The following is a 25,391-nucleotide window of genomic DNA, read 5'->3' as shown; positions in this document are numbered from 1 at the left end:
GAGGGGCTCAGCGGGGCGCCACGGTGATCTCGCGGTCGACCAGCTCGTGCGGGAGCGGCTGGCGGACCAGTTCCCGGCCGGTGAGGTCGGCGAGGACGAAGTCCCGGCTCCCCGACGGCCGGCGGTAGAGCAACCGGTCTTCGGACACCCAGACGACGTCGGCGGTGGACAGGGTGCGCACGACCCGGCCGCTGCCCGTCTCGACCAGCAGCGGTTCCCGCTGCCCCTGGACCACCACCAGCTTCCCGTCCGGCGACCAGGCCCACGGGCCGGCCGGGTCACCGGGCACCGGCACGAACCGGGTCGGCCGCCCGTTGTCCGCGGAGAAGAGCTGCACGCCCCGGCGGGGGTGGCGGATCGACTCGGACCGCGGGGCGTTCCGGTCGGTCTGCTGGAACACGACCTCCCGACCGTCCCGGCTCCAGGTGAAGAAGCAGTAGTCGGTGCAGTAGTACTGGGTGGGGTCCACCGGAAACGTCCGGTAGCCGCCGGTGGCGGCGGTCAGCACCCCGAGGGAGAACCCGCCGGTGTCCTTGTCGAGCACCGTCAGTGCCACTCGACGACCGTCCGGCGACCAGTGCGGGGTCATGATGTAGGAGCCGACGCGGACCCAGCGGACCGCGCCCGTGCCCAGGTCTAGCAGCCCCACCTCGCCGCGGCGCTCGTAGTCGACGACGACGGCGACGCCGCCGCGCGGGGCCGCCCACACCTCCTCGTACCTACGGGCGGTGGCGACGTACCGGCCGCGTTCGCGGTCCAGGGCGTAGCCCTGAGCGGCCGGGCCACCGGTGGAGGTTGCGCCGGTGATGACCCAGCCGCCCGGCAGCTCCAGAATCGCCCGGGTCCAGTCCCCACGCGGTGCCGTAGCAACGGACGGAGTGGAAGCGGCGGCCGGCGTCGACGCCGTCGGGGCGGCGGGTGGCGGTGCCCAGGTGGTCGTCTGCAATGGCGGGTCGTGGCGCAGCCAGACGTACGGCCCGGCCAGGAGGCCGAGCGCGGCGAGCGCGCTGCCCGTTGCGACCGCCCGACGCCAGCGACGCAGTCGCCGGCCTCGCCGCAGGGCCCGACCGGCGAGCTCCGGCGCGGTCCGGGCTCCGTTCGCGAGGTCGCGTACGGCCGCCCGCAGCGCGTCCTCGGCTTGCCTGCTCATCGCGTCACCTCCTGACGGGTCGTCAGTTCGTCGAAGGCGGGCACCAGATCCCGGAGCTTCGCCAGGGCCCGAGACGCCTGGCTGGCCACCGTGCCCGCCCGGCACCCGAGGATCGCGGCAGTCTCGTCGACGGTCAGGTCCTCGAGGTAGCGCAGGGTCAGCACGGCGCGTTGCCGGGGCGGCAGCAGCAGCAGCGCGTCGCGCAGCAGTAGCCGGAGGTCGCTGTCGTGGCCGAGGTCCCGCTCCGCCGGCCGCTCGGGCAGCGCGGCCACGGACACCTCTGCCCGGTGGGACCGGCGCCGCCAGCCGGAGACCTGGTCGTGGTAGAGGATCCGCTTCACGTACGGCTCGGCGTCGCCCCTGATCCGGGGCCACCGCGCGTACGCCTTGGCCAGCGCGTTCTGCAGCAGATCCTCCGCGGCGTGCTGGTTCCCGGCGAGCGCGTACGCGACGCGCAGCAACGCGTCGCCCCGCTCGTTGACGAACGCGGTGAACTCCCCGTCGATGACCTTTGCCACCGTCCACCTCCGGTACCACAGACGCACTTCGGCGGCAGAAGTTTGCCTCGCTCGTTCGGCGATCTGGAACGCTGACAGAGAAAGACGGACCCAGGGATGTCATCGGACACGCTCACCACGGCCGGGATCCTGCTGATCACCGTCGTCGCCGTCGCCTGCGGCGGTCTGACCCTGCTCACCCACCTGGCCCGGCGGAAGCTCGGCTACCTGGACAACCCGGTTCGACGTGGGCTGTGGACCGGCCCGCGGTGGTGACCCGCGTCCGGGAGAGGGAACAATCGGTCCATGCGTTGGACGGTGCTCGACTCGCCGATCGGCGATTTCTCCGTGGCCACCGACGGCGACGCCGTGTGCGGGGCCCACTTCGGGCGGGTGGCGGCCGCCGCCGACGAGCCCTTCGACGAGGTGTCGGATCGGGCCCTGGCGGAGCTACGGGCGTACTTCGCCGGTGAGCTGACCGCGTTCACCGTGCCGGTGTCGGTACGTCGGGGGTCGGAGTTCGAGCGGGCGGTCTGGCGGGAGATGACCCGCATCCCGTACGGGGAGATGCTCACCTACGGCGAGGTGGCGAAGGCGGTCGGTGAGCCGGGGGCGGCTCGGGCGGTCGGCCTCGCCTGCAACCGCAACCCGATCCCGGTGATCGTGCCCTGCCACCGGATCGTGGGGGCGGGAGGCAAGCTGGTCGGCTTCGGCGGGGGCCTGCCGCGCAAGGTCAAGCTGCTGGAGCTGGAGGCCCGGGTCGCCCTGCAGCGCGCCTGGTCCTGACGTACGCGATGAGGTGAACCAAACGCGCGAGGGCCGGGTCCGTGCGGACCCGGCCCTCGGTGGTGCTGGCGGTCAACGCGTCAGCGGTCGACCTCGCCCTCGATGAACGCCTCGACGGCCGCGTGCGCGTCGTGGTCGGCGTACTGCACGGGCGGGGACTTCATGAAGTACGACGAGGCCGACAGGATCGGCCCACCGATCTTGCGGTCCAGCGCGATCTTCGCGGCCCGGACGGCGTCGATGATGACACCGGCCGAGTTCGGCGAGTCCCACACCTCGAGCTTGAGCTCGGCGTTGAGCGGGGTGTCACCGAAGGAGCGGCCCTCCAGGCGGATGTACGCCCACTTCCGGTCGTCGAGCCACGGCACGTGGTCCGACGGGCCGATGTGCACGTCGCTCTTGACCATCTCGTGCGGGATCTGAGAGGTGACCGACTGGGTCTTCGAGATCTTCTTCGAGACCAGGCGGTTGCGCTCCAGCATGTTCATGAAGTCCATGTTGCCGCCGAAGTTGAGCTGGTACGTGCGCAGCAGCTCGACACCGCGGTCCTCGAAGAGCTTCGCCAGCGCGCGGTGCACGATGGTCGCGCCGACCTGGCTCTTGATGTCGTCGCCGACGATCGGCAGGCCCGCGTCGGTGAACTTCTGCGCCCACTCGGGGTCGGAGGCGATAAAGACCGGCAGGGCGTTGACGAACGCGCAGCCGGCGTCGATCGCGGCCTGGGCGTAGAACTTGTCGGCCTGCTCGGAGCCGACCGGCAGGTAGGAGACCACCACGTCGACCTGGGCGTCACGCAGCGCCTTGGCCACGTCGACCGGCTCGACGTCCGACTCCTCGATGATCTCGCGGTAGTACTGGCCGAGACCGTCGAAGGTCGGGCCGCGCTGCACGGTGACGCCGGTCGGCGGCACGTCGCAGAGCTTGATGGTGTTGTTCTCGCTGGCCACGATGGCCTCGGCGAGGTCCATGCCCACCTTCTTGGCGTCCACGTCGAACGCCGCGACGAACTTCACGTCCGAAACGTGATAGTCGCCGAAGGTGACGTGCATGAGACCCGGAACGCGGTCGTTCGGGTCGGCGTTCCGGTAGTACTCCACGCCCTGTACGAGGGACGAGGCGCAGTTCCCCACACCGACGATGGCGACGCGGACGGAGCCCATAGCGTCTGCCTCCTTCTTCTTCATCACGGCCGCTCTTTCCTGGACTCTCCAGGCGGGGGCGGGCTGTTGTCTTCTCGTCGGCCGCCGGCCGTCCCGGGTTGCGGGACCGTCGGGGCACGGCCGGAGCGCTCGTTGGCGATGAGCTCCTCCAGCCAGCGGACCTCACGCTCACAGGCGTCGAGGCCGTGGCGCTGCAGTTCCAGGGTGTACGCGTCGAGCCGCTCGGCTGCCCGGCCGAGCACGTCACGAAGGCCCTCGCGACGCTCCTCGATCTTTCGACGACGACCTTCCAGGATCCGGAGCCGGGTGGCCTGGTCGGTCCGGGCGAAGAACGCGAAGTGCACACCGAAGCCCGTGTCGTCGTACGTCTCGGGTCCAACCTGCGCTATCAGTTGGGCGAAGCGTTCCTTGCCCTCCGCGGTGATGGTGTAGACCACCCGACCTCGTCGGCTGGTCAGCGCGGGAACCTCCTCGGCGGTCGCGGGTGTCTCGGCGGCTTCGCTGATCCATCCCGCCGCCTGCAGCCGGCGCAGGGTCGGGTAGAGCGAGCCGTAGCTGATCGCTGCCCGGATGGCGCCGAGCTTCGCGGTCAGCTCCTTGCGCAGCTCGTAGCCGTGCATCGGAGCCTCCTGCAGGAGGCCGAGGATGGCGAGCTCGAGCACGGGCCACCCCCTTCTTACCCCCGGCGCGGAGCGATAACCGCCGCGATGTATCGGACCGATACATCGCACGTTAGCGGAGACCCATGATCAGGGCAAACCCCCGTTTCCGACGCGCCGTGTTCACTGATCGTGACGATGGTCGCCTCGGTCCGCCGGACCGCGTACCCTTTGCCGCATGCGTACGCAGCGCCAGGTCGTCGACTACTCGCTCCAGAAGCGAGCGGTGCTGCGTGAGCTCCTCGCCGGCCGGGTCGGCACGTACGACGTCTGCGACGCCTCGCCGTACCTGAAGAACGCCGCCCGGTTCCATGGAGAACCGACCGAGGAGCGTTGCCCGATCTGCCGGAGCGAGAACCTCATCCACGTCCACTACATTTACGGGGACGAACTCAAGCAGTCCGCCGGCCAGGCGCGTACCCGGGCCGAGTTGCCCGTCCTGGCGATGACGCTGCGTGAGTTCCAGGTCTACGTGGTGGAGGTGTGCCTCGGCTGTGACTGGAACCATCTCGTCGAGCAGTTCCTGCTCGGCCGGGACGGGCTGGCCGGCGGCACGGAGGATGGGTCGGAGCACGGTGGGGTGAGCAGCTCGGCCGCCCCGAACGGTTCGACCCCTCGTCGAAGGCGAGAGGCGCAACGGTGATCCCAGCTGTATCGGCCGACCCCGGCCCCGTGGGCAACAGGCGGGTCGATCGACAGCTGACACGTCTGATTGGTCCGATTGATTGGGAATCGACGCCTGCGCGCCGGCCCGGCCGGGGTGTAGCGTCGCGTGTTCCAGCTCACGGCAACCCGGTGGCGGCGCGTCCGCGCCCCACCGCGACCGGCAGGGTGTGAGGAATGAACTACGGCGATCCCAGTTCTTCGCGTGGGCGGGCCCAGATCTCGGGCCCGAACGGCGACCCCGGTGGGAGCCTGCGCGGGAACGGTTGGTCATCCGGGCAGGACGGCGCGGCCTCGGCCCGCGCGTCCGCGTCGCCCCGGGGCGCGGCGTCCAGCGGACGGGCCTCGGTCGGCGGCTCGGCCTCGGTGCCGCGCGGCGGCGCGTCCGGCTCGGCCTCGGTGGGCCGGGCGGGTGCGGGACGCGCATCGGTGCCGGTGTCGCCGGCCGCGGGTGGCCCGTCGGGCCGGGCCTCGGTCGGCGTGGGCTCCGCCGGGCGGGCGAGCGTCGGGTCGGCTGCGGCGGGCGGCTTCGCCGGCCGGGCCGCGGCCCGCGCGGGCGTCCCGGGCATGGCGGGCGGCGGCCCGGGCGGTCCCGGCGGTCCGAACGGGCCCGGCCGGGGCGGTCGCGGCGGCCGCGGTGACGATCCGAACGCGGCGGCCCGGGCCAGGAAGCGTCGGCGGATGAACATCCTGATCGCCAGCTTCGCGGTCTTCATCATGCTCGCCGGCATCGGCGTCGTCGGCTTCACCTACTACTCGACCAACGTGGTCCTCCCCCAGGACACCACCCCGCCGCTGGCCAGCACCATCTACGCCAGCGACACCAAGACGGTCATCGCCAAGGTCGGCGCGCAGAACCGCGAGTTCGTCACCATCAAGGACATCCCGCAGTGGGTCCAGGACGCGGTCGCGGCGGCGGAGGACCGGAACTTCTACCGGCACTCGGGGGTGGACTACAAGGGCATCGCCCGCGCCGCGTGGAACAACCTCACCGGCGGTGACAAGCAGGGCGCCTCGACCATCACCCAGCAGTACGCCCGCAACGCCTACGACAACCTCAACCAGGACACGTACGCGCGGAAGGTGAAGGAGGCGATCCTCGCCTCCAAGCTGAACGACCGGTACGACAAGCCGACGATCATGCAGCACTACCTGAACATCGTCTACTTCGGGCGGGGCGCGTACGGCATCCAGGCGGCGGCCCAGACGTACTTCGGCAAGCCGGCGAAGAACCTGACCGTGGCCGAGGCCGCGGTGCTCGCGGCGCTGATCAAGCAGCCCGAGCCGACCGCCACGCACAAGGGCTACGACCCGGCGATCAACCCGGGGGCCGCGCTGGACCGCTGGAACTACGTGATCGGCGGGATGATCGCCGAGGGCTGGCTGGACGCGAACGGGAAGCCACCGCACCCGACGGAGTACCCGAAGACGATCAAGAAGCCCAACGCGAGGGGCGTCGGGGTCGACTTCGGCATCAACACGCCGTACGGCAACGTGATCAACTATGTCGCGCAGGAGATGCGGGACATGAAGCTCTGCACCGACAACGAGGCCGAGGTCACCGACGCGAAGCCGCTCTGCTCGCAGGCACTCAGCAAGGGTGGCTACCGGATCACCACCACCCTGAACGACAAGATGCAGCAGGCCGCGCTCGAGGCGGCCCAGCGGGCGACCAAGGGCTCCGAGCTCTACGGCCAGCCGAAGAACCTGATGGCCGCCCTGGTGGCGATCGACCCGAAGACCGGTCGGGTGCTCGCGTACTACGGCGGCGACAACGGCACCGGCACCGACTACGCCGGCAAGAACTACGACAACGGCGTCGTCACCGGGGGACACTCGCCGGGATCGAGCTTCAAGATCTACACCCTCGCCGCAGCGCTCGATGCCGGCAAGTCCATCGATTCCCGGTGGAAGGGCAAGGCGTTCACCCCCGAGGGCGTCAAGTTCAGAGTCAGCAACGCCGGCACCGACAACCCGTCCTGCGGCGACTCCTGCACCTTGGAGAAGTCGACGCTGCTGTCGCTGAACGTGCCGTTCTACTACGTCACGCAGGACATCGGCCCGGACAAGGTCGTCGCCATGGCCAGGCAGGCCGGCATCACCACGATGTGGCAGACGGACACCAACCCGCAGAAGGCGCACGACCTCACCAAGGAGGACCCGAAGGACCTCGCGCCGTCGCCCTTCTACCACGTCGTCGGCTACGGCCAGTACCCGATCACCGTGCTGGACCACGCCAACGGCGTCGCCACCTTCGCCAACCAGGGGAAGTACAACAAGGCCCACTTCGTCAAGCTGGTGGAGAAGCAGGACCAGGACACCGGCAAATGGCGCAAGCTGGGCGGCGAGAAGCTCGACCCGCGGGGCGGCCAGCAGCGGATCAAGAAGGACGTCGTCGCCGACGTGACCTCCGTGCTGGAGAAGTACCCGGCCCAGGTGAACCGCCGGCTCGACGACGGCCGGAAGGCCGCCGAGAAGACCGGTACCTGGGAGCTGAACGAGAAGAGCCCCGAGGACAACGGTGACGCCTGGATGATCGGCTACACGCCCCAGGTCGCCACGGCCGTCTGGGTCGGCAACGTCAAGGACCGCAAGAAGATCGAGGACAAGAACGGCAACAAGATCAGTGGTGCCAGGATGCCGGGTGCCATCTTCCAGCGGTTCATGAACGACGCGCTCAAGGGCAAGGAGGAGTTGGACTTCCCGCCCGCCGCGCACGTCGGTGACCCGAACTCCGGCAACGGCGAAGCGCCGCCGCCGCAGGTCCCGCCGGGCTGCCCGAACCCGCTGAACCCGTTCTGCCCGCCGGAGAACGGCAACGGCAATGGCAATGGCAACGGTGGGGACACCACCATCCCGGGCTTCCCGACCAACCCCGGACCGGGCGGCGGCGGAGGCGGCGGTGGCGGGCTCCTGCCGACCACACCCCCACGTCAGACGTACTGACGGCACGATCGCCGACGGCGGCCGGACCACGCGTCCGGCCGCCGTCGGCGTATCCGCGTACCGAAATTGTGTGGCCGATGCGGGCGCCGACCCCCGGCGTACGGCAGGATGCGTCTCCATGAGCACCCAGTCGACGGCAGGCATCGACGACGCCGGGACCAGCGACCACCCGTCCCGCTCAGACGGCTTCGTCCGCGGGGTCTCGGAGATGATCGGTGGACCGCTGGGCGACCACGCGGTCGCGCTGGACCGACCCGCCGGCCGTGAGGGGCGGTTCTGGACCGCCGCCCGGATCGTACTGGCCCTGGTCTGCCTGACGCTCGCCCTGCACTGGGTGCAGAAGTCGCCCTGCCAGGACGGCGCCTGGCAGAACAACATCCAGTACACCCGGATGTGCTACACCGACGTGCTCGCGCTCTACTACGCGGAGGGGCTCAACGAGGGCAAGGTGCCCTACCGGGACCACCCGGTGGAGTACCCGGTGCTGACCGGGTACTTCATGGGCGCGCTCGGGCTGCCGGTGCACGCCCTCGGCGCGGACGACCCGGGGATCAACCAGGGGCAGTGGTTCTACAACGTCAACGCGCTGGTGCTCAGCGCGCTCGGGGTCGCCACCGTGGCGGTGATCCTCGCGCTGCGCCGACGACGACCCTGGGACGCGGCGCTCTTCGCGCTCGCCCCCGCGCTGTTGCTCACCGCCACGGTCAACTGGGATCTGCTCGCCGTCGGGCTGGCCGCGTTCGGCCTGCTGGCCTGGGCGCGCTCCGGACCCGGCCGGTACGGTGCCGTGCTGGCCGCCCTGGCCGGGGTGCTGCTCGGGCTCGGCGGCGCGGCGAAGATGTGGCCGTTGTTCATCCTCGGGCCGATCCTGGTGCTCGCGGTCCGCGCCGGCCGGGTCTGGGCCGCCCTCCTGTCGATCATCACGGCCGCGGTGACGGTGGTGTTGGTGAACCTGCCGGTGGCCCTGCCGTACCGGGAGAACTGGGACCGCTTCTTCGAGCTGAACAGCACCCGACCGATCGACTGGGGCACGCTCTGGTACATCGGCCGCTACCTGGACGGCAAGGTGAGCCCGGCGAGCCCGGGCGACCTCGGTCCGTTCGAGTGGTTGAACGCCAACATCCCCACCCTCAACTGGGTCTCGTACGCCCTCTTCGGGCTGGCCTGCCTCGGCATCGCCGCGCTGGCGCTGCTGGCCCCGCGCCGGCCCCGGCTGGCCCAGCTCGCCTTCCTGGTCGTCGCCGCCTTCCTGATCTTCAGCAAGGTCTGGTCCCAGCAGTTCGTGCTCTGGCTGCTCCCGCTCGCGGTGCTCGCCCGGCCCCGGTGGGGCGCCTTCCTCGCCTGGCAGGTCGCGGAGGTCTGCTACTTCACCGCCTTCTACGGCGAGCTGCTCGGCGCGGCGACCAGCCGCCCGGTCTTCCCCGAGGGGATCTTCGTGCTGGCTGCCAGCCTCCGGCTGATCACCGTTGCGCTGCTCTGCGGGCTGGTGATCCGGGACATCCTCCGGCCCGAGCGCGACGTGGTGCGCTCCACCTACCCGGACGACCCCGACGGCGGCGTCCTCGACGGGGCTCCGGACGCCCCCTGGTACCTCCGCTGGCGCCACCCCTCCGCGACCAGCGAGCCGTCACCGGAGCCCGCCACCGCCTGAGACGCGTAAGTCCAGGACGGCTCAGAGACGGTAGACCACGGCGGAGCCGACCTCCTCGCGGGTGATGCCGAGCCCGTCGACCGGGTTGTCGACGACCCGCTCCCACGGGGAGCCGGCGAGCTGGTCGCGCAGCACCACCACGTTGCGGACGCCCAGGCCGCGCAGGTATTCGACGCTCGCCGTGTCCGGGAAGGCCAGCGTCACCTCGCGGACCCGGGCGAGCGTGTCCGGGGTGAAGCCGCTGCCGCCGTTGACCATGTCCTGGAACCGGCTGGTCGACCAGAGCATGACCGGCTGGTCCAGGTTCTGGCTGCTCGGCAGGACCAGCATCGGGCCGTCCACGGTCCGCATCGCCGCCGGTTGCTGCGGCACCACCGGGTGCGGCGTGCTGTTGAGCCCCTCCACGATCACCAGCAGCAGCGGCAGCAGGGTGGCCAGCCGCAGCCACGGGCCGGGCCACGGCGGGACCCGCTCGGCGGCCAGCTCGCGGACCCGGGCGGCGAACGCGGTGACCGCGCCCGCGGCGAGCAGGCCGAGCAGCAGGGTGGTCCAGAGCATCATCCGGCCCGGTGTCCGCAGCCCGTTCCAGCCGGGAAGGTGCTCGAAGAGCGGGACGTAGGTGAGGGCGCCGCCGAAGAATCGCGTGCCCATGGCCAGGGCCATCGTCGCCAGCACTCCGGCCAGCAGCAGCAGCCGGTGCCGCAGCCGCCAGACGGAGAAGAAGAGCCCACCGACGGCCAGCGCGTAGAGCACGAAGCCGGGCAGCAGCGTCATCTCGGGGTGCCAGGGCAGCGTCGCCCGCGCTCCCTCGTGCAGGCCGCCCCAGATCCGCGACTCCGCCGGGGCGGTGAAGAAGCCGCTCGCCGGCGGCGAGTAGATGGCGATGTCGCCGATCGTCCGCGCCGCGTTCGGGTGCAGCTCGGCGACCTTGAAGTACGGCACGGCGAGCAGCCCGCCGACCGTGGCGAAGAGTGCGCCGCCGACCAGGTCGGCGACGAGCAGCCGGACGCCGAACGGGCGCTTCACCGGCCGGACCAGCCAGCGCCGGGCGAACCAGATGACCGCCGAGACCAGCACGATGCCGGCCAGCAGGTACGCGAACGGCAGCCCGATCCCGAAGCCCAGGCTGAGCTGCCACGCCGCCACCAGCCAACCGGCGTACGCCCATCCGGCGTGCCGGCGGTGCGGCCGGTAGCCGTACCGCAGGGACCAGCCGTGGCCCCGGGCGAGCATGGCGAGCGCCAGCGGGATGCCGCCGTTGGAGACGATGTGCAGGTGCCCGGCCTGGGCCAGCAGCCACGGGGCGTAGGTGTAGCCGACCCCGGCCACGGCCCCGCCGATCCGGCCCGCGCCGAGCTGCCGCGCCAGCGCGTACGCCCCGAGCGTCGCGAGCGCGTGGGCAAGTACGAACACGATGTTGTATCGCAGCACGGCGGCCTCGGGGCCGTGACCGAGCATGCCGGCCGGGGCGTACCCGAGCAGGGTGTCGGAGAAGGCGAAGCTCCACTTCTCCGGGAAGAAGGTGTTGGACTGCCAGAGGTGTGCCGGGTCGGTCAGCAGGATGTGCCCGGACCAGGCCATCTGCCAGGACTGGAGGCTCGGGTCCCAGTAGTCCTGCGGCAGCGTGTAGAGCGGGTAGCGCAGCGTCGGCCAGGTGAGCAGGACGGCCAGGGCCAGCGACGCGAGGGTGGCCAGGGTCCACTGGTGGACCAGGAACCGGCCCACCGCGCGGACCGCCCGGCGCGGTCGGGTCACCACCGGGTCCGGGGCGGGGCCGAAGGCGGCCCAGGGGTCAGCCTTCTCCGTACCTCCCGCGGTGGCGTCCTTCCCGCCGGCCTCGCCCTTCCCGCTCTTGCCGGCGGTGGCTGCGGTCTCGCCCGTCTTCCGGGCAGCCGTTCCGCCGCTCTCGCTGTGGTCGGCGGCGACCTCGCCCCCGCCGATCTTTCCGGCGGCGGTACCGCCGGTCGCGGCGGCCGGGCTCCCACCGGCGGCGGAGAACTCCCCCGCGTCGCCCGCCGGTTCGTCCTTTCCTGACGCTGACGCGATGATGCCGTCAGTCGCTGTGGCGCGCTCGCTCGGGTCACCGGCGGCCGTGCGGGTGCCGCCGTCGGTGGCCGGATCCGGGCGGCGGCCGCCGTCCGTCGCGTCGGACTGCTCGGTGGTCATGCCGCCGACTTCCCCCCGCCGAGCTGCTGGCGAAGAAAGGCGATGTCGGCCCCCTGGCCGTCGACCCCGCCCGGGGTCTCCACGATGACCGGGGCGCCGGCCGCGCGGATAACGGCCACCACCAGCTCCGGGTCGATGGTGCCGCCGTCGAGGTTGTCGTGCCGGTCCTGGCCCGAGCCGAAGGCGCCCTTGGAGTTGTTCGCGTGCACCAGGTCGATCCGTCCGGTGATTGCCTTGACCCGGTCGACCAGCCCCAACAGCTCCTCACCGCCCGCGTGGGCGTGGCAGGTGTCCAGACAGAAGCCGACCTGGTAATCCCCGAGCGCGTCCCAGAGCCGGGCCAGCGCGTCGAGGCGCCGGGCGCAGGCATTGTCGCCGCCGGCGGTGTTCTCGATCAGGACCGGGAGTGGGAAGCCACCCGAGTCCGCCGCGTAGGCGAAGGTCTTCCGCCAGTTGTCGAAGCCCACCGCCAGGTCGTCGCCGGCGTTGACGTGGCCGCCGTGCACGATCAGCCCCTTCGCGCCGATCGCCGCCGCGGCGGTCGCGTGGCCGAGCAGCAGCTTGCGACTCGGGATCCGGATGCGGTTGTTGAGCGTGGCCACGTTGATGACGTACGGCGCGTGGACGTAGATGTCGACGTCCGCCCCACGCAGGCGCTCAGCGTCCTCCCGGGGCTTCGGGGCCTTCCATCCCTGGGGGTCGGAGAGGAAGAACTGCACGGCGTCGGCGTCGCGTGCGGTCGCCTCGGCCAGCGGGTCGGTCGGATCGACGTGGGCTCCGATTCGCATGCAGGCGAGCCTACGTCCCGACTACGACGTCGCGGGTGTCGGCGGCGCGTGCCGCTCGGTACCCGTTCCGGCTTCGCCGCCCCCCGCTTCCCGGCGATCGCGCGTCACCCGGCGGGCGGGCGGTCGTTGTCAGAGGTGGGATCGATGGTCGACGCTTCGGCCGGGCGTGGTCCACAACGCGTCCGGGCTGGCGGGAGACCCCCGGAAACGGGTCGCCCCGTCGTGCGGCCCGGCACGACGGGGCGGCGTCCCCTTCGTGACACCCAGCGGCTCACCAGCACCACGGCTCGGGTAATTCCTCCATTTCCCCCATCAGGTGACGAGAGCCGTTGTATGGTCGGATCAGGTAACAACACGATAAAGCTCCGCGGGGCGTCCTCGATCCAACCTCATCGGTGTGGTCGTTCCTCCCCAGGTCCCACCCAAGGAATGCGGACGGGACGCCCCGCGGTCTGAGTGGACAGGGGTCCACTTCCGGTCATCGACACCGGGGGTGGATCCCTGTCGCCGCGTACGACCGGCTCGTCCGACCGGCCCCGGCATGATCGTCGGGACCGGGTATCCTGGTCCGGTTGTCCGCGTCCGGCCGGGTCCCCCCGGTCCCGGAGCGGGCCACGACGCAGACCTCCTGCCACGGAAGGACCGTGGCCGCTTAGCCCACAGGAGGTGAGCACGTCTTGCGTCATTACGAGATCATGGTGATCCTCGACCCCAGCCTCGAGGAGCGCACCGTCGCCCCGTCGCTCGACACGTACCTGAACGTGATCCGGACCGCGGGTGGCTCGGTGGAGAAGACCGACGTGTGGGGCCGCCGGCGCCTCGCGTACGAGATCAGCAAGAAGGCCGAGGGCATCTACGCCGTCATCGACCTGCAGGCGACGCCTGCGGCGGTGGCCGAGCTGGACCGTCAGCTGCGGCTCAACGAGTCCGTGCTGCGCACCAAGGTCATCCGGCCGGAGATGCGCTGAGCATCCACACCCGGTTCGCCCGGATCAGCCTCATCGGCTCTGTCGGAGGGCTCTGAGAGCCTGTACACAGACCTGATGAGTGCGCGAGGAGATGGTCATGGCAGGAGACACCACCATCACGGTCATCGGCAACCTGACCGATGACCCCGAGTTGCGGTTCACCCCCTCCGGGGCCGCGGTCGCCAAGTTCCGGGTCGCCTCGACGCCCCGATTCATGGACAAGGCGTCCGGCGAGTGGAAGGACGGCGAGCCGTTGTTCCTCTCGTGCACCGTCTGGCGGCAGGCCGCCGAGCACGTCGCCGAGTCGCTGCAGCGCGGTGCCCGGGTGATCGTGTCGGGCCGGCTACGTCAGCGGTCCTACGAGACCCGCGAGGGTGAGAAGCGCACCGTCATCGAGCTGGAGGTCGACGAGATCGGCCCGTCGCTGCGCTACGCCACGGCGAAGGTGCAGAAGATGTCCCGCTCCGGCGGCGGCGGTGGCGGCTTCGGTGGCGGTGGTGGCCAGGGCGGCGGAGGCAACTTCGACGACCCCTGGGCCTCGGCTGCACCGGCTCCCTCGCGCGGTGGTTCGGGCGGCGGAAACTTCGACGAGGAGCCCCCGTTCTAATGGCGCCGAGCGCCCGCGATCGCAAACCAGGAGCAAGAGCAATGGCCAAGGCTGCGGCACTTCGCAAGCCGAAGAAGAAGGTGAACCCGCTCGACAAGGACGGGATCACCTACATCGACTACAAGGACACCGCGCTGCTGCGCAAGTTCATCTCCGACCGCGGCAAGATCCGCGCTCGGCGGGTGACCGGCGTGACCTCGCAGCAGCAGCGGCAGATCGCCCGTGCGGTCAAGAACGCCCGTGAGATGGCGCTCCTGCCGTACACGGCCACGACCCGCTGAGAGGAGGCACGGACATGAAGATCATCCTGACTCAGGAGGTGTCCGGCCTCGGCACCCCGGGCGACATCGTCGAGGTCAAGAGCGGCTACGGCCGTAACTACCTGCTGCCGCAGGGCTTCGCGATCGCCTGGACCAAGGGCGCGGAGAAGCAGGTCACGCTCATCAAGCGGGCCCGCTCGGCCCGGGAGATCCGCGACCTCGACCACGCCAACGAGGTCAAGGCCCAGCTCGAGGGTCTCAAGGTCAGCCTGAAGGCCCGCGCCGGCGAGGGCGGTCGGCTCTTCGGCTCGGTCACCCCGGCCGAGATCGTCGACGCCGTCAAGGCCGCCGGCGGCCCGACCCTGGACCGTCGTCGGGTGGAGCTGCCCGGTCACATCAAGTCGACCGGCACCTACCCGGTGCGCGTCAAGCTGCACCCCGAGGTGACCGCCAGGTTCGACCTGAACGTCGTCCAGGGCTGACACCCAAACAGCACCACGGAAGGGCCCGCACCCGAGCAAGGTGCGGGCCCTTCCGCCTGTGGTGGACCGCGGCTCCGCCTGTGGTGGACCGCGGCGCCGGCGACCGGGCAGACGAGCCGCTGCCGAGCCCGTCGACGCTCGGCACCCTGCTACGCCCGGTGCCGGAGCCCCCATTCGAGCGAACAATGGCCGTCGTGGCCTGGTCAGCCGATCGGCTGACCGGTCACCGCGCTGATCAGCACCGTGGAGAGACCGCCACCGACCACCGCGGCGGCCAGCGCCACCGTCGCCGACCGCCAGGTCGTCCCGACCCGGCGCAGCAGCACCGCGACGACCAGGCTGCTCACCAGCGCCAGGCCGAACCGCGGGGTCCCCGCGATCAGCGAGCCGAACGCGTGCGTACGCGGCGAGTCGCAGCCGCCGCCGGTGATGTCGGTGACGCAGCCCGGGGGCGCCTGCCCGTCGAGCGTCAACAGCCAGACGAAGACCAGCAGCGCCGGTACCAGGTAACAGGCGGCCGTGTAGACGAGCGGACGGATCGGCCCGCCCGGATCCGGGTCGAGCAGGTCGTCCTCGAGGCGACGACTCCACGATCCACCGCCGAACGTCTCCATCCGACGCCGGATCGACGCCGCACCAGCGCGACGGCCGGCACTCACCGCCTCGACCCGCCGTTGGCGGGGCACCGTACGCGGGCGAGGGGCGGTGTAGCCGATCACAGGAGAGCGCGGGGCGGACGTCGGCGTGTCCATCCAGCGCGGGTCGTCGCTGGCCAGCCGGGTCCCGGACCAGAACCCCTCCGCCTGCTCCGTTGCCGCCCAGCCCTCGGCCACCCGCTGGCGGACCGGCGCCGGCGTCGACCGATCCCACCGATCGACCTCGGCGTACCGATCCCGCCGGCCCGCGTCGGCGTACCGGCTCCACTCGCCGGTGTCGGTGTACCGGTCCCACTGGCCGGTGTCGGTGTACCCGTCCCACTCACCGGTCTTGTCGGGCTGGTCCCAACGGCCGGTGCCGTCCGTCTGGTCCCACCGGCCGCCGGTGGCGGAGCGGTCCCACGCGTGTACCCCGGAGGCGTCCCACGGATCGACCGCCGGCCGCTCGGCGGGATCCTGCTCCGCAGAGCGGGCCCAGGAGTCGACCCCCGGCCGGGACCACGAATCCGCCGTCGCCCGCCGGCTCGACCGTCTGGTGTCCCACCGGTCGGCCTCCCCCTCGGGGGGCGCGGGGGTCTCCGCCAGGCCCGACCAGATCACCTGCGGTCGGCGCGAGCGCGAACGACGCGGCCGGCTGCGCGGGGGCCCGGAGACCGGCTCGTCCTTCGACGACTCGGCCCGCCGGCTCCCGACGTACCCCTGCTCGGTGTCGACGGTCCACTCGCCGGTGTGGTCGGCGCCGGCATCGATCGTCGTCCGTAGCGCGCGGCCGGCCTCCCGGCGCCAGCCGGTGTCGGCGCGCCACCCGCCGTCGGGGCGTGGCGGGTCGAACTCGTCATCGTCGTCGTCGGGGGCGGCGTGCCGGCCCCCGCCGTCCGCCCGGCGCACGCCCGACTCCAGGGCCCAGCGGGGAAGGTAGTTGTCGACCGGCTCCTGCTGACCGCGCTCGATGGCACGACGGCGACTGGGTGTGCGGTAGCGCTCGGTGCCCGAGGCGTACGGGTCGGCCGGAACTGGCTCTCCGGGATCGTCCCAGGAGGCGGTCGGCTGGCGCTCGCGCGGGCTGCCCTCCCCGCTTCCCCAGTCCCGGTAACTCACGGCCGGAGCGTGACCCTTCTCAACCGAAAGTGCAATCCGCTGTCCAGGTGTAGCCGTTCGCTCCAGATAGTACGGGACGAACGGCGCCAGGGCTCGACCCGAAATCTCTCCTCCACAGGGTGGGGATTGCGTAGTACCAGGTCAGGGCGCATCCGGCCGGAATTCCCCACCACTTATCCACATCCTGTGCACACGCTGCGCACATGTCCGTCCCCCGGCATCCACAGGTTGTCCCGAGACTCGTCCACCGCCGTTGTTGAGTGGCTGAGCTCGGGTTCCGTATGGTTACCCCCCGACCGTCCGGGCGGTGGCCCCCGATCGACCGGATCGGTCGTCGGAAGTTGTCAGACCCTGGCGGTAGAGCTGGACTCGATCCGACGCAGTGAGGGGGACCCCGTGTCGGTCACCGACGACATGCGGACGGAGCGGGCCGGTGGGCAGCCGCCCGCGCCGGCGCAGCGGGACGGGCAGTTCGACAAGACCCCTCCCCAGGACGTGGCCGCCGAGCAGTGCGTCCTCGGCGGCATGCTGCTCTCCAAGGACGCCATCGCCGACGTCGTGGAGATCCTCAAGTCCAACGACTTCTACCGCCCGGCGCACGCCACCATCTTCGACGCGATCCTCGACATCTACGGCCGGGGCGAGCCGGCCGACCCGATCACCGTCGCGGCCGCCCTCGCCGACTCCGGTGACCTGGCCCGAATCGGCGGCGCCCCCTACCTGCACACGCTGATCGCCAGCGTGCCCACGGCCGCCAACGCCGCCTACTACGCCCGCATCGTCGGCGAGCGTGCGGTGCTTCGCCGGCTGGTCGAGGCCGGCACCCGGATCGTCCAACTCGGCTACGGCACCGGTCAGGGCGGCAGCCGGGACGTGGACGACATCGTCGACCTGGCCCAGCAGGCCGTCTACGACGTCACCGAGCGCCGGGTCAGCGAGGACTTCGCCGTCCTCGCCGACATGCTCCAGCCGACCCTCGACGAGATCGAGGCGGTGGGCGCCCAGGGCGGGGTGATGACCGGCGTGCCGACCGGCTTCACCGACCTGGACCGGCTCCTCAACGGCCTGCACCCCGGCCAGCTGATCATCGTGGCGGGAAGGCCCGGTTTGGGCAAGTCAACGGCAAGTATGGACTTTGCCCGAAATGCCGCGATTCGCGCCAATCAGGCCGCGGCCATCTTCTCGCTGGAAATGAGCAAGGTCGAGATTGTCATGCGGCTGCTCTCGGCCGAGGCCCGGGTGCCGCTGCACGTGCTGCGCAGCGGGCAGCTGTCCGACGACGACTGGACCAAGCTGGCCCGCTGCATGGGCGAGATCAGCGAGGCGCCGCTCTTCGTCGATGACACGCCGAGCATGAACCTGATGGAGATCCGGGCCAAGGCGCGGCGGCTCAAGCAGAAGCACAACCTGAAGCTGATTGTCGTCGACTACCTCCAGCTGATGACCTCGCCGAAGCGCACCGAGAGCCGGCAGCAGGAGGTCGCGGACCTCTCCCGTGGCCTCAAGCTGCTGGCCAAGGAGGTCGAGTGCCCGGTCATCGCAGTGAGCCAGCTGAACCGTGGCCCGGAACAGCGCACCGACAAGCGACCCCAGCTCTCAGACCTGCGTGAGTCCGGGTGTCTGACGGCAGAGACGCGACTTATCCGAGCCGACAACAACTCCGAGGTGACTCTGGGTCAGCTACTCGCCGAGGACGCGCGGGACATCCCGGTCTGGGCCCTGGACGAGAGCCTTCGATACACCCCCCGCACCATGACTCACGTCTTTCCCAGCGGAACCCGCGAGGTCTACCGCTTGACTCTCGCCTCGGGCAAGTACATCGACGCCACGGCAAACCACCCATTCCTTACCTTTGCCGGGTGGATGCCGCTGGGTGAGTTGACGGTTGGGGCGCGGATCGCTGCCCCCAGGCATGTTCCACCCCCGTTGGCCATCAGCCCGTGGGGTGAGTCAGAAGTAGTTCTGCTGGCGCATCTGCTCGGTGACGGCTCCTTCGTGCGACGTCAGCCGATCCGCTACGCCAGCTGCGACGAGATGAACCTGCACGCGGTGGCAGAGGCGGCGAAGCATTTTGGTATCACTGCCGTCCGCGACGACTACGCCGCTGCTCGTGTGACGACGCTCCGCCTGCCGGCTCCGTACCGACTGGCACGCGGGCGACGCAATCCGGTGGCTGAGTGGCTCGACCGGCTCGGACTGTTCGGTCTCAGGTCCCACGAGAAGTTCGTGCCGCAACCCGTCTTCGGTCTGCCCAAGGAACAGATCACCCTGTTCCTCCGTCACCTCTGGGCGACGGACGGATCCGTCACGGTCAACAAGTCCGGCCGTGGCGGGCGGGTGTACTTCTCCTCCACGAGCCGCCGGATGCTCGAGGACATCTCGCGCTTGCTGCTCAGGTACGGCATCAGCGCCCGACTGAGGCAGGTGCCGGTTGTCCGTCACAGGCCGCAGTACACCCTCGACATCTCAGGGCGGGACGACCAACTTCGGTTCCTTCGCGAGATCGGCGTCCACGGTGAACGGTCGGTCAAGTGTTCTTCGCTTCTTGCCTCCCTGGACTCGTTGGAGAGCAACACGAACGTCGACACGGTCCCAGCCGAGGTGTGGACCCGAGTACGGGAGATCCTGGCCGAGCAGGGCATGAGCCACAGGCAGTTCGCTGCTGCGATCGGCACCCAGTTCTGCGGCAGCACGCTGTGGAAGCACGCCCCTCGCCGGTCGAGGCTCGCGAAGATCGCTGCCGTCCTGGATGCAGCGGACTTGGACCTGCACGCGACCAACGACATCTTCTGGGACGAGATCACGTCGATCGAGTCTCTGGGAGAGCGGGACGTCTACGACGCGACGGTGCTCGGTACGCACAACTTCATCGCGAACGGCATCGCCACACACAACTCGATCGAGCAGGATGCCGACGTCGTAATCCTTTTGCACCGCGACGACTACTACGACAAGGAGTCGCCGCGGGCGGGAGAAGCGGATTTCATTGTTGCCAAACACAGGAACGGCCCGACCGACACGGTGACCGTTGCTGCGCAGCTCCACCTGTCCCGCTTCGTCGACATGGCAATCGTCTGATCCCGCCGGGTCATCCACGGTCGGCGCCGGCGGGTCAGCCGATCAGCGGGAACCAGCCGGCGGCCTCGCCCAGCTCCAACCGGTCCCGCTCGCTGAGCGGCGCCCGGCCAGCGGCCTTGAGCAGGTACTCCACGTCGTCCCAGCCCGCCGGCCGGACTGCGTCGTCGCTGAGCAGGCCGTCCATGGTGGCCACCGCGACCCGGGTGGGCAGTTCGGCGGGGGGCGGCGCGTCGGGCAGCTCCACCACCAGGTCGAGGTGGTGGATGACCGCCTCGGTGGTCAGGGTGGCGAGCAGGTCGGGTACGCGGAGCACGTGCCCCTGGGTGGTGACGAACCCGTTCGGGTCCGCGGCGGCGGCCGCCCGGACGGCGGCAGGGGCGGTTTCCGACCAGCTCCGGACGACGCCGCTGGGTCGGTCGAAGGCGGCGGCGGACCGGCGAGCCCACCAGGCATGCCGGACGCTGCCCTCGCCACCCGACGCGAAGGAGCGCCAGTAGCTGACGTCGTCCACGTCGGCCGGACCGTCGGCGGGGCTGGCCAGCGCGACCAGCGCCCGCTGGGCGTCGCAGAGGACGTGGAAGAGCAGGTCGGCGACGAGCCAGCCGCGGCAGCGGGTGGGGTGTTGCAGGCCGTCGTCGTCCAGCCCGGTGACCACCGCGGTGATGCCGTCGTACGCCTGCGCCAGCGCCTCGTGCTGCGAGATGGCCCTCATGCCGTGCAGCGTGCCACGGCCGCGCGTCGTCGGCACCTGGGAAACCGGGCCGGCCGGGCCGGCAGCACGCCGGCCCGCCCGCCGGGGATCAATCGAAGAGTTCGCCGAGGAACCCGCCGTGGTGCTTCTTGCGCCGGTAGTGGCCGTGGTACCCGTAGTGCTGCCCGCCCCCGTACGCAGGCTGCGCCGGGTAGCCGTGGCCGGGCGGCGGAGGCGGGGGCACGGCGCCGTACCCGGGCTGTTGCGGGGCGGGCGGCGGGGGCGGTGGGGGGTACCCGCCCGAGGGCTGGCCGGCCTGCGCCGCGGGCGCGTGCTGGCGGTTCCAGTTCGCCTCGGCCTCGAACAGCTTCTCGAGTTCACCGCGGTCGAGGAAGATCCCCCGGCACTCGGTGCACTGGTCGATGACGACTCCGCTGCGCTCGTACTGGCGCATTTCTCCGTGACATTTGGGGCAGGTGAGCTGCATGACACCGAAGGTACCTGGTGGGATCACGCAGTGGCGTGAAGCGTTTCCGTCACCTCGTCGTCGGAGATCTCGCGGAAGTCGTCGTAGTACGCGCCGACCGCCCCGAAGTCCGGCGGGATCTGCGGGCAGACCACCTGGTCGGCCTCGGCGGCCAGCATCTCGTACGCCTCCTGCGAGGCGACCGGGACGGCGACGATCACCCGGGCGGCGCGCAGGTGCCGGGCGACCTGCACGGCGGCGCGCGCGGTGGCCCCGGTGGCCAGCCCGTCGTCGACGATCACCGCGGTCCGCCCGGTCAGGTCCAGCGGGGGTCGTCCGGCGCGGTAGCGGCTCTCCCGCCGCTCCAACTCGGCCTGCTCCCGCTGCCTGACCTCGGCCCGGTCCTCCTCGCTCAGCCGACCCGCGATCATCTCGTTGTGCACCTCCACGCCGGCGGGACCGAGCGCGCCGAAGGCCAACTCGGGGGCCCACGGCATGCCGAGCTTGCGGACCACCAGCACGTCCAGCGGTGCACGGAGTCGGTCCGCCACCACCCGGGCAACCGGCACGCCGCCGCGTACCAGGCCGAGGACGATGACGTCGGGCTGCCCGGCGAGCCCCTGGAGTTGGTCGGCGAGCACGTGGCCGGCCTCGGTCCGGTCGCGGTAGGTGGTCATGTCCTCAGGTGTACGCCCTGTCGGCGTGCCGCGCCCGGCAACTCGGCGAAAAGCCGGTCAGCCGGCGGCCGCCGGCTCGGCCGCCAGCTCGTCGCCGGATCGGGCCGCCCGCGCCGCCGTGGTCGCTGCCAGCGCGGGTGCCCAGACCAGCAGGGCGAGCGGGTAGAGCAGGTAGCCGAAGCGGGTCGAGGGCATCAGCAGGATCGCGGCGAGCAGCCCGTACCCGCAGATCACCGCGGTGGCGACGGCGGTGCGTGGCGGACGGCGGACGAGCCGGACGGCGATCGCGGCACCGACCGCGAGCAGCAGCGCGGCGGCGACCAGTCGGCCGGCGGGCAGCAGCGTCGCGATCAGGTGGCCGGGGAACGGCGACTGCGCCGGGCTGGTCACCAGCCCGTGGCCGAGCGGGAAGCGCAGCACGTTCTCCACCAGGGCGTCCCGGTCGACCAGCAGGGCCGGGACCAGGGCGGCGACCGGTAGCCCGAGCGCGCCGGCCGCCACCCGACCGGCGGCCCGGCGGGTGCCCGCCCAGAAGAGCAGGACGAGCCCCACCGGCCAGGCGAAGAGCTTCAGCGCGCCGGCGAGCCCGACCACGACGCCGGCCCGACCGGGCCGGTCGGCGGCGGCGAGCGCCAGGGCCAGCAGGCAGAGCGCGAGTACGGGCAGGTCGTCGCCACCGGTGGCGAGCGTCAGCGCGCAGACCGGCAGTACGGTGGCCGCCTGTACGCCCCGCAGCACGGCGGCGCCTCGGTGACCGGTGACCGCCGTGCCGAGGTGGGACCGCAGCGTGCCCACGGCGAGGGCGAGCACGACGGCGGTGACCAGGGCGAACCAGATCCGGGAGTCGGTCCACCAGGCGTCGACACCGGCCCGGGGCAGCCCGAACAGCGCCATCCCCGGCTGGTAGGGGGTGTAGCCGAGCAGCCGCTCCCCGGCGGGCAGCGCGGCGATCGCGTCGTGTCCGAGATAGGGGGTGCCGTGCTCGGCCAGCCGCGCGCCGGCGTGCTCGACCACGACCACCTCCTCCTGCGCCCGGTCGGTACGCCCTCCCGCCCGCTGCACCGCCTGCGCGGCCAGCGGCACCAGCGCGGTGGCGGCCCAGGCGAGGCCGGTCACCGCCCAGCGCCCGGTGAGCCCGGCGAACGCGGCGTCGGCGCGGTGCCGCCGGACGAGGAACTGGCCGGTCACGGCGAGCGCGGCGACCAGGTAACCGACGGCGGCGATCGTCCCCCAGGCGCGGTGCGGTGGGAGGGTGGAGGTGACGGCGGTGATCGCGGCGAAGACCCCCGACAGGGCATAGAGCGCGAGGTCGAGGGCGAGGCCGCCGGCGGCGGAGTCCAGTGCCTGCCAGCGCCGGCGGCGGCGGGAGATCCGGTCGGGGACGGCGGTCACGCCGGTCAGTCTGGCAGATGATCAGCTCGCCGCTCCACATTCGGACCCGGCGGCCCGGGCCGGCAGTCACCGACCCTTGGGTTCCTCCGCGGCCAGGCCGGCGCCCTGCGCGGAGCCGGCCGCCCGCCCGCGACCGCCCTGCCGGCGGCCGGGAAGGCGGATCACCGCGCCCGCGTCGTGCAGCGGCGGAGCCAGGACGCCCGGGCGTCCGCCCGCTCCACGCTGGAGGGCGGCGAGCAGCGCGCCGGCCGGCAACGGCCGGGCGAAGAGGTGTCCCTGCCCCGCAACGCAGCCCAGTTCCCAGAGGGCCCGCCGCTGCGGCTCGCTCTCCACTCCCTCGGCCACCACGGCCAGGTCGAGGCTGCGGCCGAGGTCCAGGGTGGAGCGGATCACCGCAGCCGCCTCGGCCGAACTCTCCATTGCGGTCACGAAGCTGCGGTCGATCTTCAGCTCGTGCACCGGGATGCGGGAGAGGAGGGAGAGCGAGGAGTAGCCGGTCCCGAAGTCGTCGAGGGCGAGCCGAACGCCGGAGTCGCGCAGCCGGCTGAGCACCCGGTCGACCACGTCGAGCTGGCTGAGCGTCAGCGTCTCGGTCAGCTCCAGCACGAGCCGGTCCGGCGGGAGGTCGTGTGCCCGCAGCCGGGCCAGCACGGCACCGGGGAAGCGCGCATCGAGCAGACTGCGGGGCGATACGTTCACCGACACCGGCAGGTCGAAGCCGGCGTCGCGCCAGGTGCCGGCCGCGATCAGCGCCTGGTCGAGGATCGCCTCCGCGAACGCCGGCAGCAGGCCGGAGCGTTCCACCGCCTCCAGGAAGCGCAGCGGGTCGATCAGGCCGTGCGTCGGATGGCGCCAGCGGGCCAGCGCCTCCGCGCCGGTGACCTCGCCGGTGCCGAGGTCGACGATCGGTTGAAAGTTGACGGTGAACTCGTGGTCGGCCACCGCCCGGGGCAGCTCGCCGTTGAGGGTGAGCCGGCCGAGGTCGGCCGTGTCCCGCGTCGGCGCGTACGTCGAGATCCGCTGGCCGGCCCGCTTGGCCTGGTACATCGCCACGTCGGCGCGGCGCAGCAGCTCGGCCATGCCGCCCGTGGCCGGCGCGACGGCGATGCCGCCGCTGGCCTCCACGCTGATCCGCATGCCGTCCACGTCGAGCGGCTCGTGCAGCGGGGCGAGCAGCGCCTCCGCCCGGTGCGCGGCGATCGCCGGGGCCGGCAGCCGCCGCAGGAGCACCGCGAACTCGTCGCCGCCGAGCCGGGCCACCAGGTCGCCGGGGCTGGCCGCGCCGCGCAGCCGGTCGGCGACCTGCATCAGCACGCGGTCCCCGGCGCCGTGCCCGAGCGTGTCGTTGACCTCCTTGAAGTGGTTGAGGTCGATCAGCACCAGCGCGGTCACCCCGTCGGCGTGCCGGCCGGTGAGCTGCTTGGTGCCCTCGTCGAGCAGCTGGCGCCGATTGGCCAGCCCGGTCAGCGAGTCGTGCGCGGCGTCGTGCGCGTGCTCCGCCGCGACCCGGGCCAGCTCGGCGTACGCCTGAGCGTTGCGGGCCGCGGTGCACAGGGCCGAGGCGAAGGTACGCAGGGTGTACTGCTCGCGCTCGGAGAGCTCGACCGGTCCGGCGAAGCGCAGCCGCAGCACGCCGAGGTCGACCGAGCGGTCGTGGCCCTCCAGTGGGACCGGGACGACCGTCCCGCCCACCGTGCTGGCCTCGGGCGCGTCGCCGTCGTACGCGATGCCGCGGGTGCCGCCCCGCACGACGCGTCCGCCCTCGCGCAGCTCGATCTCGACCTCGTCGGCGGAGAAGAGTTCGGCGGCCTGGGTGACAGCGGTGGTCAGGACCTGGTCGAGGTCCACGACGTTGAGCGCGTCGGTGGTCCGGGCGAGCCGCTGCCAGGCCTGCTGCTCGGTGCGGGTGCGGATCCGGGTCGAGTAGGCCAGGTGCAGGCTGAGCACCAGCGGGGGCACGGCGAGCAGCAGCCGGGGGTCTTCCTTCAGGATGAGCAGCGTGCAGGCGGCCACCACGAATCGCACGGCGAAGCCGGCCAACCGCAGGTCGAGGTTGCTGAGGAAGTGGCGGGAGACCGGTGTGCCGGAGGCGAGGGCGATGACGGGAATCGCGAGGAGGTCATCCAGGAGGGCGGCGACCAGGTAGGCGACACCCAGCATCCCGATGAGATGCGGCACCTCCGCCGAGGATCCCCAGTGCAGGGCCGCCAGCGTGGTGCCGGCGCCGAAGGCGACGATGATGTTCTTGCTGATGGCGAAGAGCAGCTTGATCCGGGGCAACCGCCACGAGGCGAGGGCGACCCCGACGCCGGTGCAGAGCACCACCCAGGACATCGGCGCGACCGCCGCGCCGAGGACGATGGCGGTCTCATTCCAGCTGATCAGGTGTGTCGTGGACCGGATGCGGATTCGCGCCTTGACGAGCATGCCCAGCGCGATCACGAGGGCGAGCGCCAGTAAGGTCGCCACGTCGGCCAGCGATCGGGCCGGCGCCGACACCGAGGCGATCCCGAGCGCGGCCAAGGTCATGCAGCCGGCGAGAACGACGAC

Annotated in this window: 23 protein-coding genes; 10 read left to right on the top strand and 13 right to left on the bottom strand. The window is 71.5% G+C overall.

Annotated elements, in window-relative coordinates; genetic code table 11:
• Positions 1-7: 7 nt before the first annotated feature.
• Both GA0070624_RS04130 and GA0070624_RS04125 read right to left on the bottom strand, forming a co-directional pair.
• The gene (locus GA0070624_RS04130; protein ID WP_091336802.1) at positions 8-1,150 is read right to left on the bottom strand and encodes a TolB family protein; all 1,143 of its coding nucleotides are present in this window, start codon (positions 1,148-1,150) and stop codon (positions 8-10) included.
• Complete coding sequence (locus tag GA0070624_RS04125) at positions 1,147-1,668, bottom strand: SigE family RNA polymerase sigma factor (protein ID WP_091336800.1); 522 nt, start codon at positions 1,666-1,668, stop codon at positions 1,147-1,149. Before GA0070624_RS04125 ends, GA0070624_RS04130 begins: the two co-directional genes overlap by 4 nt.
• Before the next feature lie 96 nt (positions 1,669-1,764).
• Between GA0070624_RS04125 and GA0070624_RS34565 the strand changes: the two genes are divergently transcribed.
• Both GA0070624_RS34565 and GA0070624_RS04120 read left to right on the top strand, forming a co-directional pair.
• Positions 1,765-1,923 carry a hypothetical protein gene (locus GA0070624_RS34565; RefSeq protein ID WP_176731525.1) on the top strand — a complete coding sequence of 53 codons (159 nt, stop codon included), beginning with the start codon at positions 1,765-1,767 and terminating at the stop codon, positions 1,921-1,923.
• Between the two features lie 30 nt (positions 1,924-1,953).
• On the top strand, positions 1,954-2,433 hold the full coding sequence (locus tag GA0070624_RS04120; RefSeq protein ID WP_091336798.1) for a methylated-DNA--[protein]-cysteine S-methyltransferase: 480 nt from the start codon (positions 1,954-1,956) through the stop codon (positions 2,431-2,433).
• A gap of 80 nt (positions 2,434-2,513) precedes the next feature.
• Here the strand turns inward: GA0070624_RS04120 and GA0070624_RS04115 are convergent, their stop codons facing one another.
• Positions 2,514-3,593: an inositol-3-phosphate synthase gene (locus GA0070624_RS04115; RefSeq protein WP_091336796.1), complete on the bottom strand. Its 1,080-nt coding sequence runs from the start codon at positions 3,591-3,593 to the stop codon at positions 2,514-2,516.
• 23 nt (positions 3,594-3,616) lie between these two features.
• Positions 3,617-4,255, bottom strand: a complete 639-nt coding sequence (locus GA0070624_RS04110; RefSeq protein ID WP_091336795.1) for a PadR family transcriptional regulator — start codon at positions 4,253-4,255, stop codon at positions 3,617-3,619.
• Between the two features lie 175 nt (positions 4,256-4,430).
• On the opposite strand from GA0070624_RS04110, the gene GA0070624_RS04105 reads away from it, so the two are divergent.
• On the top strand, positions 4,431-4,895 hold the full coding sequence (locus GA0070624_RS04105; RefSeq protein WP_091336794.1) for a DUF5318 domain-containing protein: 465 nt from the start codon (positions 4,431-4,433) through the stop codon (positions 4,893-4,895).
• Positions 4,896-5,097: 202 nt separating this feature from the next.
• Here GA0070624_RS04105 and GA0070624_RS35520 read toward each other — a convergent pair whose 3' ends face one another.
• Positions 5,098-5,631, bottom strand: coding sequence for a hypothetical protein (locus tag GA0070624_RS35520; protein WP_245718652.1), 534 nt, complete (start codon positions 5,629-5,631; stop codon positions 5,098-5,100).
• On the opposite strand from GA0070624_RS35520, the gene GA0070624_RS04100 reads away from it, so the two are divergent.
• Both GA0070624_RS04100 and GA0070624_RS04095 read left to right on the top strand, forming a co-directional pair.
• Positions 5,597-7,861, top strand: a complete 2,265-nt coding sequence (locus GA0070624_RS04100) for a transglycosylase domain-containing protein (protein WP_245718651.1) — start codon at positions 5,597-5,599, stop codon at positions 7,859-7,861. The genes GA0070624_RS35520 and GA0070624_RS04100 overlap by 35 nt on opposite strands.
• Before the next feature lie 118 nt (positions 7,862-7,979).
• Positions 7,980-9,512 carry a glycosyltransferase family 87 protein gene (locus tag GA0070624_RS04095; protein ID WP_091336792.1) on the top strand — a complete coding sequence of 511 codons (1,533 nt, stop codon included), beginning with the start codon at positions 7,980-7,982 and terminating at the stop codon, positions 9,510-9,512.
• Positions 9,513-9,533: 21 nt separating this feature from the next.
• Here GA0070624_RS04095 and GA0070624_RS04090 read toward each other — a convergent pair whose 3' ends face one another.
• Both GA0070624_RS04090 and GA0070624_RS04085 read right to left on the bottom strand, forming a co-directional pair.
• Positions 9,534-11,678, bottom strand: coding sequence for a hypothetical protein (locus tag GA0070624_RS04090; protein WP_091336791.1), 2,145 nt, complete (start codon positions 11,676-11,678; stop codon positions 9,534-9,536).
• Positions 11,675-12,466 (bottom strand): deoxyribonuclease IV, encoded by a 792-nt coding sequence (locus GA0070624_RS04085; RefSeq protein WP_091336790.1) that lies wholly within the window; start codon positions 12,464-12,466, stop codon positions 11,675-11,677. Before GA0070624_RS04085 ends, GA0070624_RS04090 begins: the two co-directional genes overlap by 4 nt.
• Positions 12,467-13,143: 677 nt before the next feature.
• Here GA0070624_RS04085 and rpsF point away from each other — a divergent pair.
• The 4 genes from rpsF to rplI all read left to right on the top strand — a co-directional run bounded on the left by rpsF (position 13,144) and on the right by rplI (position 14,783).
• A complete protein-coding gene (gene rpsF / locus GA0070624_RS04080; protein WP_089011932.1) occupies positions 13,144-13,434 on the top strand; it encodes a 30S ribosomal protein S6 in 291 nt (96 codons plus the stop codon).
• Between the two features lie 79 nt (positions 13,435-13,513).
• Positions 13,514-14,041 (top strand): single-stranded DNA-binding protein, encoded by a 528-nt coding sequence (locus GA0070624_RS04075; RefSeq protein ID WP_176731587.1) that lies wholly within the window; start codon positions 13,514-13,516, stop codon positions 14,039-14,041.
• A gap of 41 nt (positions 14,042-14,082) precedes the next feature.
• Complete coding sequence (gene rpsR / locus GA0070624_RS04070; RefSeq protein ID WP_013289355.1) at positions 14,083-14,322, top strand: 30S ribosomal protein S18; 240 nt, start codon at positions 14,083-14,085, stop codon at positions 14,320-14,322.
• A 14-nt stretch (positions 14,323-14,336) separates the two neighbouring features.
• Positions 14,337-14,783: a 50S ribosomal protein L9 gene (rplI, locus tag GA0070624_RS04065; RefSeq protein ID WP_091336789.1), complete on the top strand. Its 447-nt coding sequence runs from the start codon at positions 14,337-14,339 to the stop codon at positions 14,781-14,783.
• A gap of 203 nt (positions 14,784-14,986) precedes the next feature.
• Here the strand turns inward: rplI and GA0070624_RS04060 are convergent, their stop codons facing one another.
• Complete coding sequence (locus GA0070624_RS04060) at positions 14,987-16,537, bottom strand: hypothetical protein (RefSeq protein ID WP_091336788.1); 1,551 nt, start codon at positions 16,535-16,537, stop codon at positions 14,987-14,989.
• Positions 16,538-16,951: 414 nt separating this feature from the next.
• Here GA0070624_RS04060 and GA0070624_RS04055 point away from each other — a divergent pair, with 414 nt between their 5' ends.
• Complete coding sequence (locus GA0070624_RS04055; protein ID WP_091348120.1) at positions 16,952-19,615, top strand: replicative DNA helicase; 2,664 nt, start codon at positions 16,952-16,954, stop codon at positions 19,613-19,615.
• A 34-nt stretch (positions 19,616-19,649) separates the two neighbouring features.
• On the opposite strand, the gene GA0070624_RS04050 is transcribed toward GA0070624_RS04055, so the two are convergent.
• From GA0070624_RS04050 to GA0070624_RS04030, 5 genes are all read right to left on the bottom strand, one after another.
• Complete coding sequence (locus tag GA0070624_RS04050) at positions 19,650-20,327, bottom strand: maleylpyruvate isomerase N-terminal domain-containing protein (RefSeq protein ID WP_091336787.1); 678 nt, start codon at positions 20,325-20,327, stop codon at positions 19,650-19,652.
• A gap of 88 nt (positions 20,328-20,415) precedes the next feature.
• Positions 20,416-20,793: a TFIIB-type zinc ribbon-containing protein gene (locus tag GA0070624_RS04045; protein ID WP_091336786.1), complete on the bottom strand. Its 378-nt coding sequence runs from the start codon at positions 20,791-20,793 to the stop codon at positions 20,416-20,418.
• Between the two features lie 23 nt (positions 20,794-20,816).
• A complete protein-coding gene (locus tag GA0070624_RS04040) occupies positions 20,817-21,449 on the bottom strand; it encodes a phosphoribosyltransferase (RefSeq protein WP_091336785.1) in 633 nt (210 codons plus the stop codon).
• Positions 21,450-21,506: 57 nt separating this feature from the next.
• Positions 21,507-22,841 carry a glycosyltransferase 87 family protein gene (locus GA0070624_RS04035; RefSeq protein ID WP_091336784.1) on the bottom strand — a complete coding sequence of 445 codons (1,335 nt, stop codon included), beginning with the start codon at positions 22,839-22,841 and terminating at the stop codon, positions 21,507-21,509.
• A 66-nt stretch (positions 22,842-22,907) separates the two neighbouring features.
• The gene (locus GA0070624_RS04030; protein ID WP_091348117.1) at positions 22,908-25,370 is read right to left on the bottom strand and encodes a putative bifunctional diguanylate cyclase/phosphodiesterase; all 2,463 of its coding nucleotides are present in this window, start codon (positions 25,368-25,370) and stop codon (positions 22,908-22,910) included.
• Positions 25,371-25,391 lie beyond the last annotated feature (21 nt).

The organism is Micromonospora rhizosphaerae (genome assembly GCF_900091465.1).
Lineage (GTDB): Bacteria > Actinomycetota > Actinomycetes > Mycobacteriales > Micromonosporaceae > Micromonospora > Micromonospora rhizosphaerae.
The sequence above is the reverse complement of the archived record's forward strand: the minus strand, read 5'-3'. Positions and strand labels throughout refer to the sequence as shown.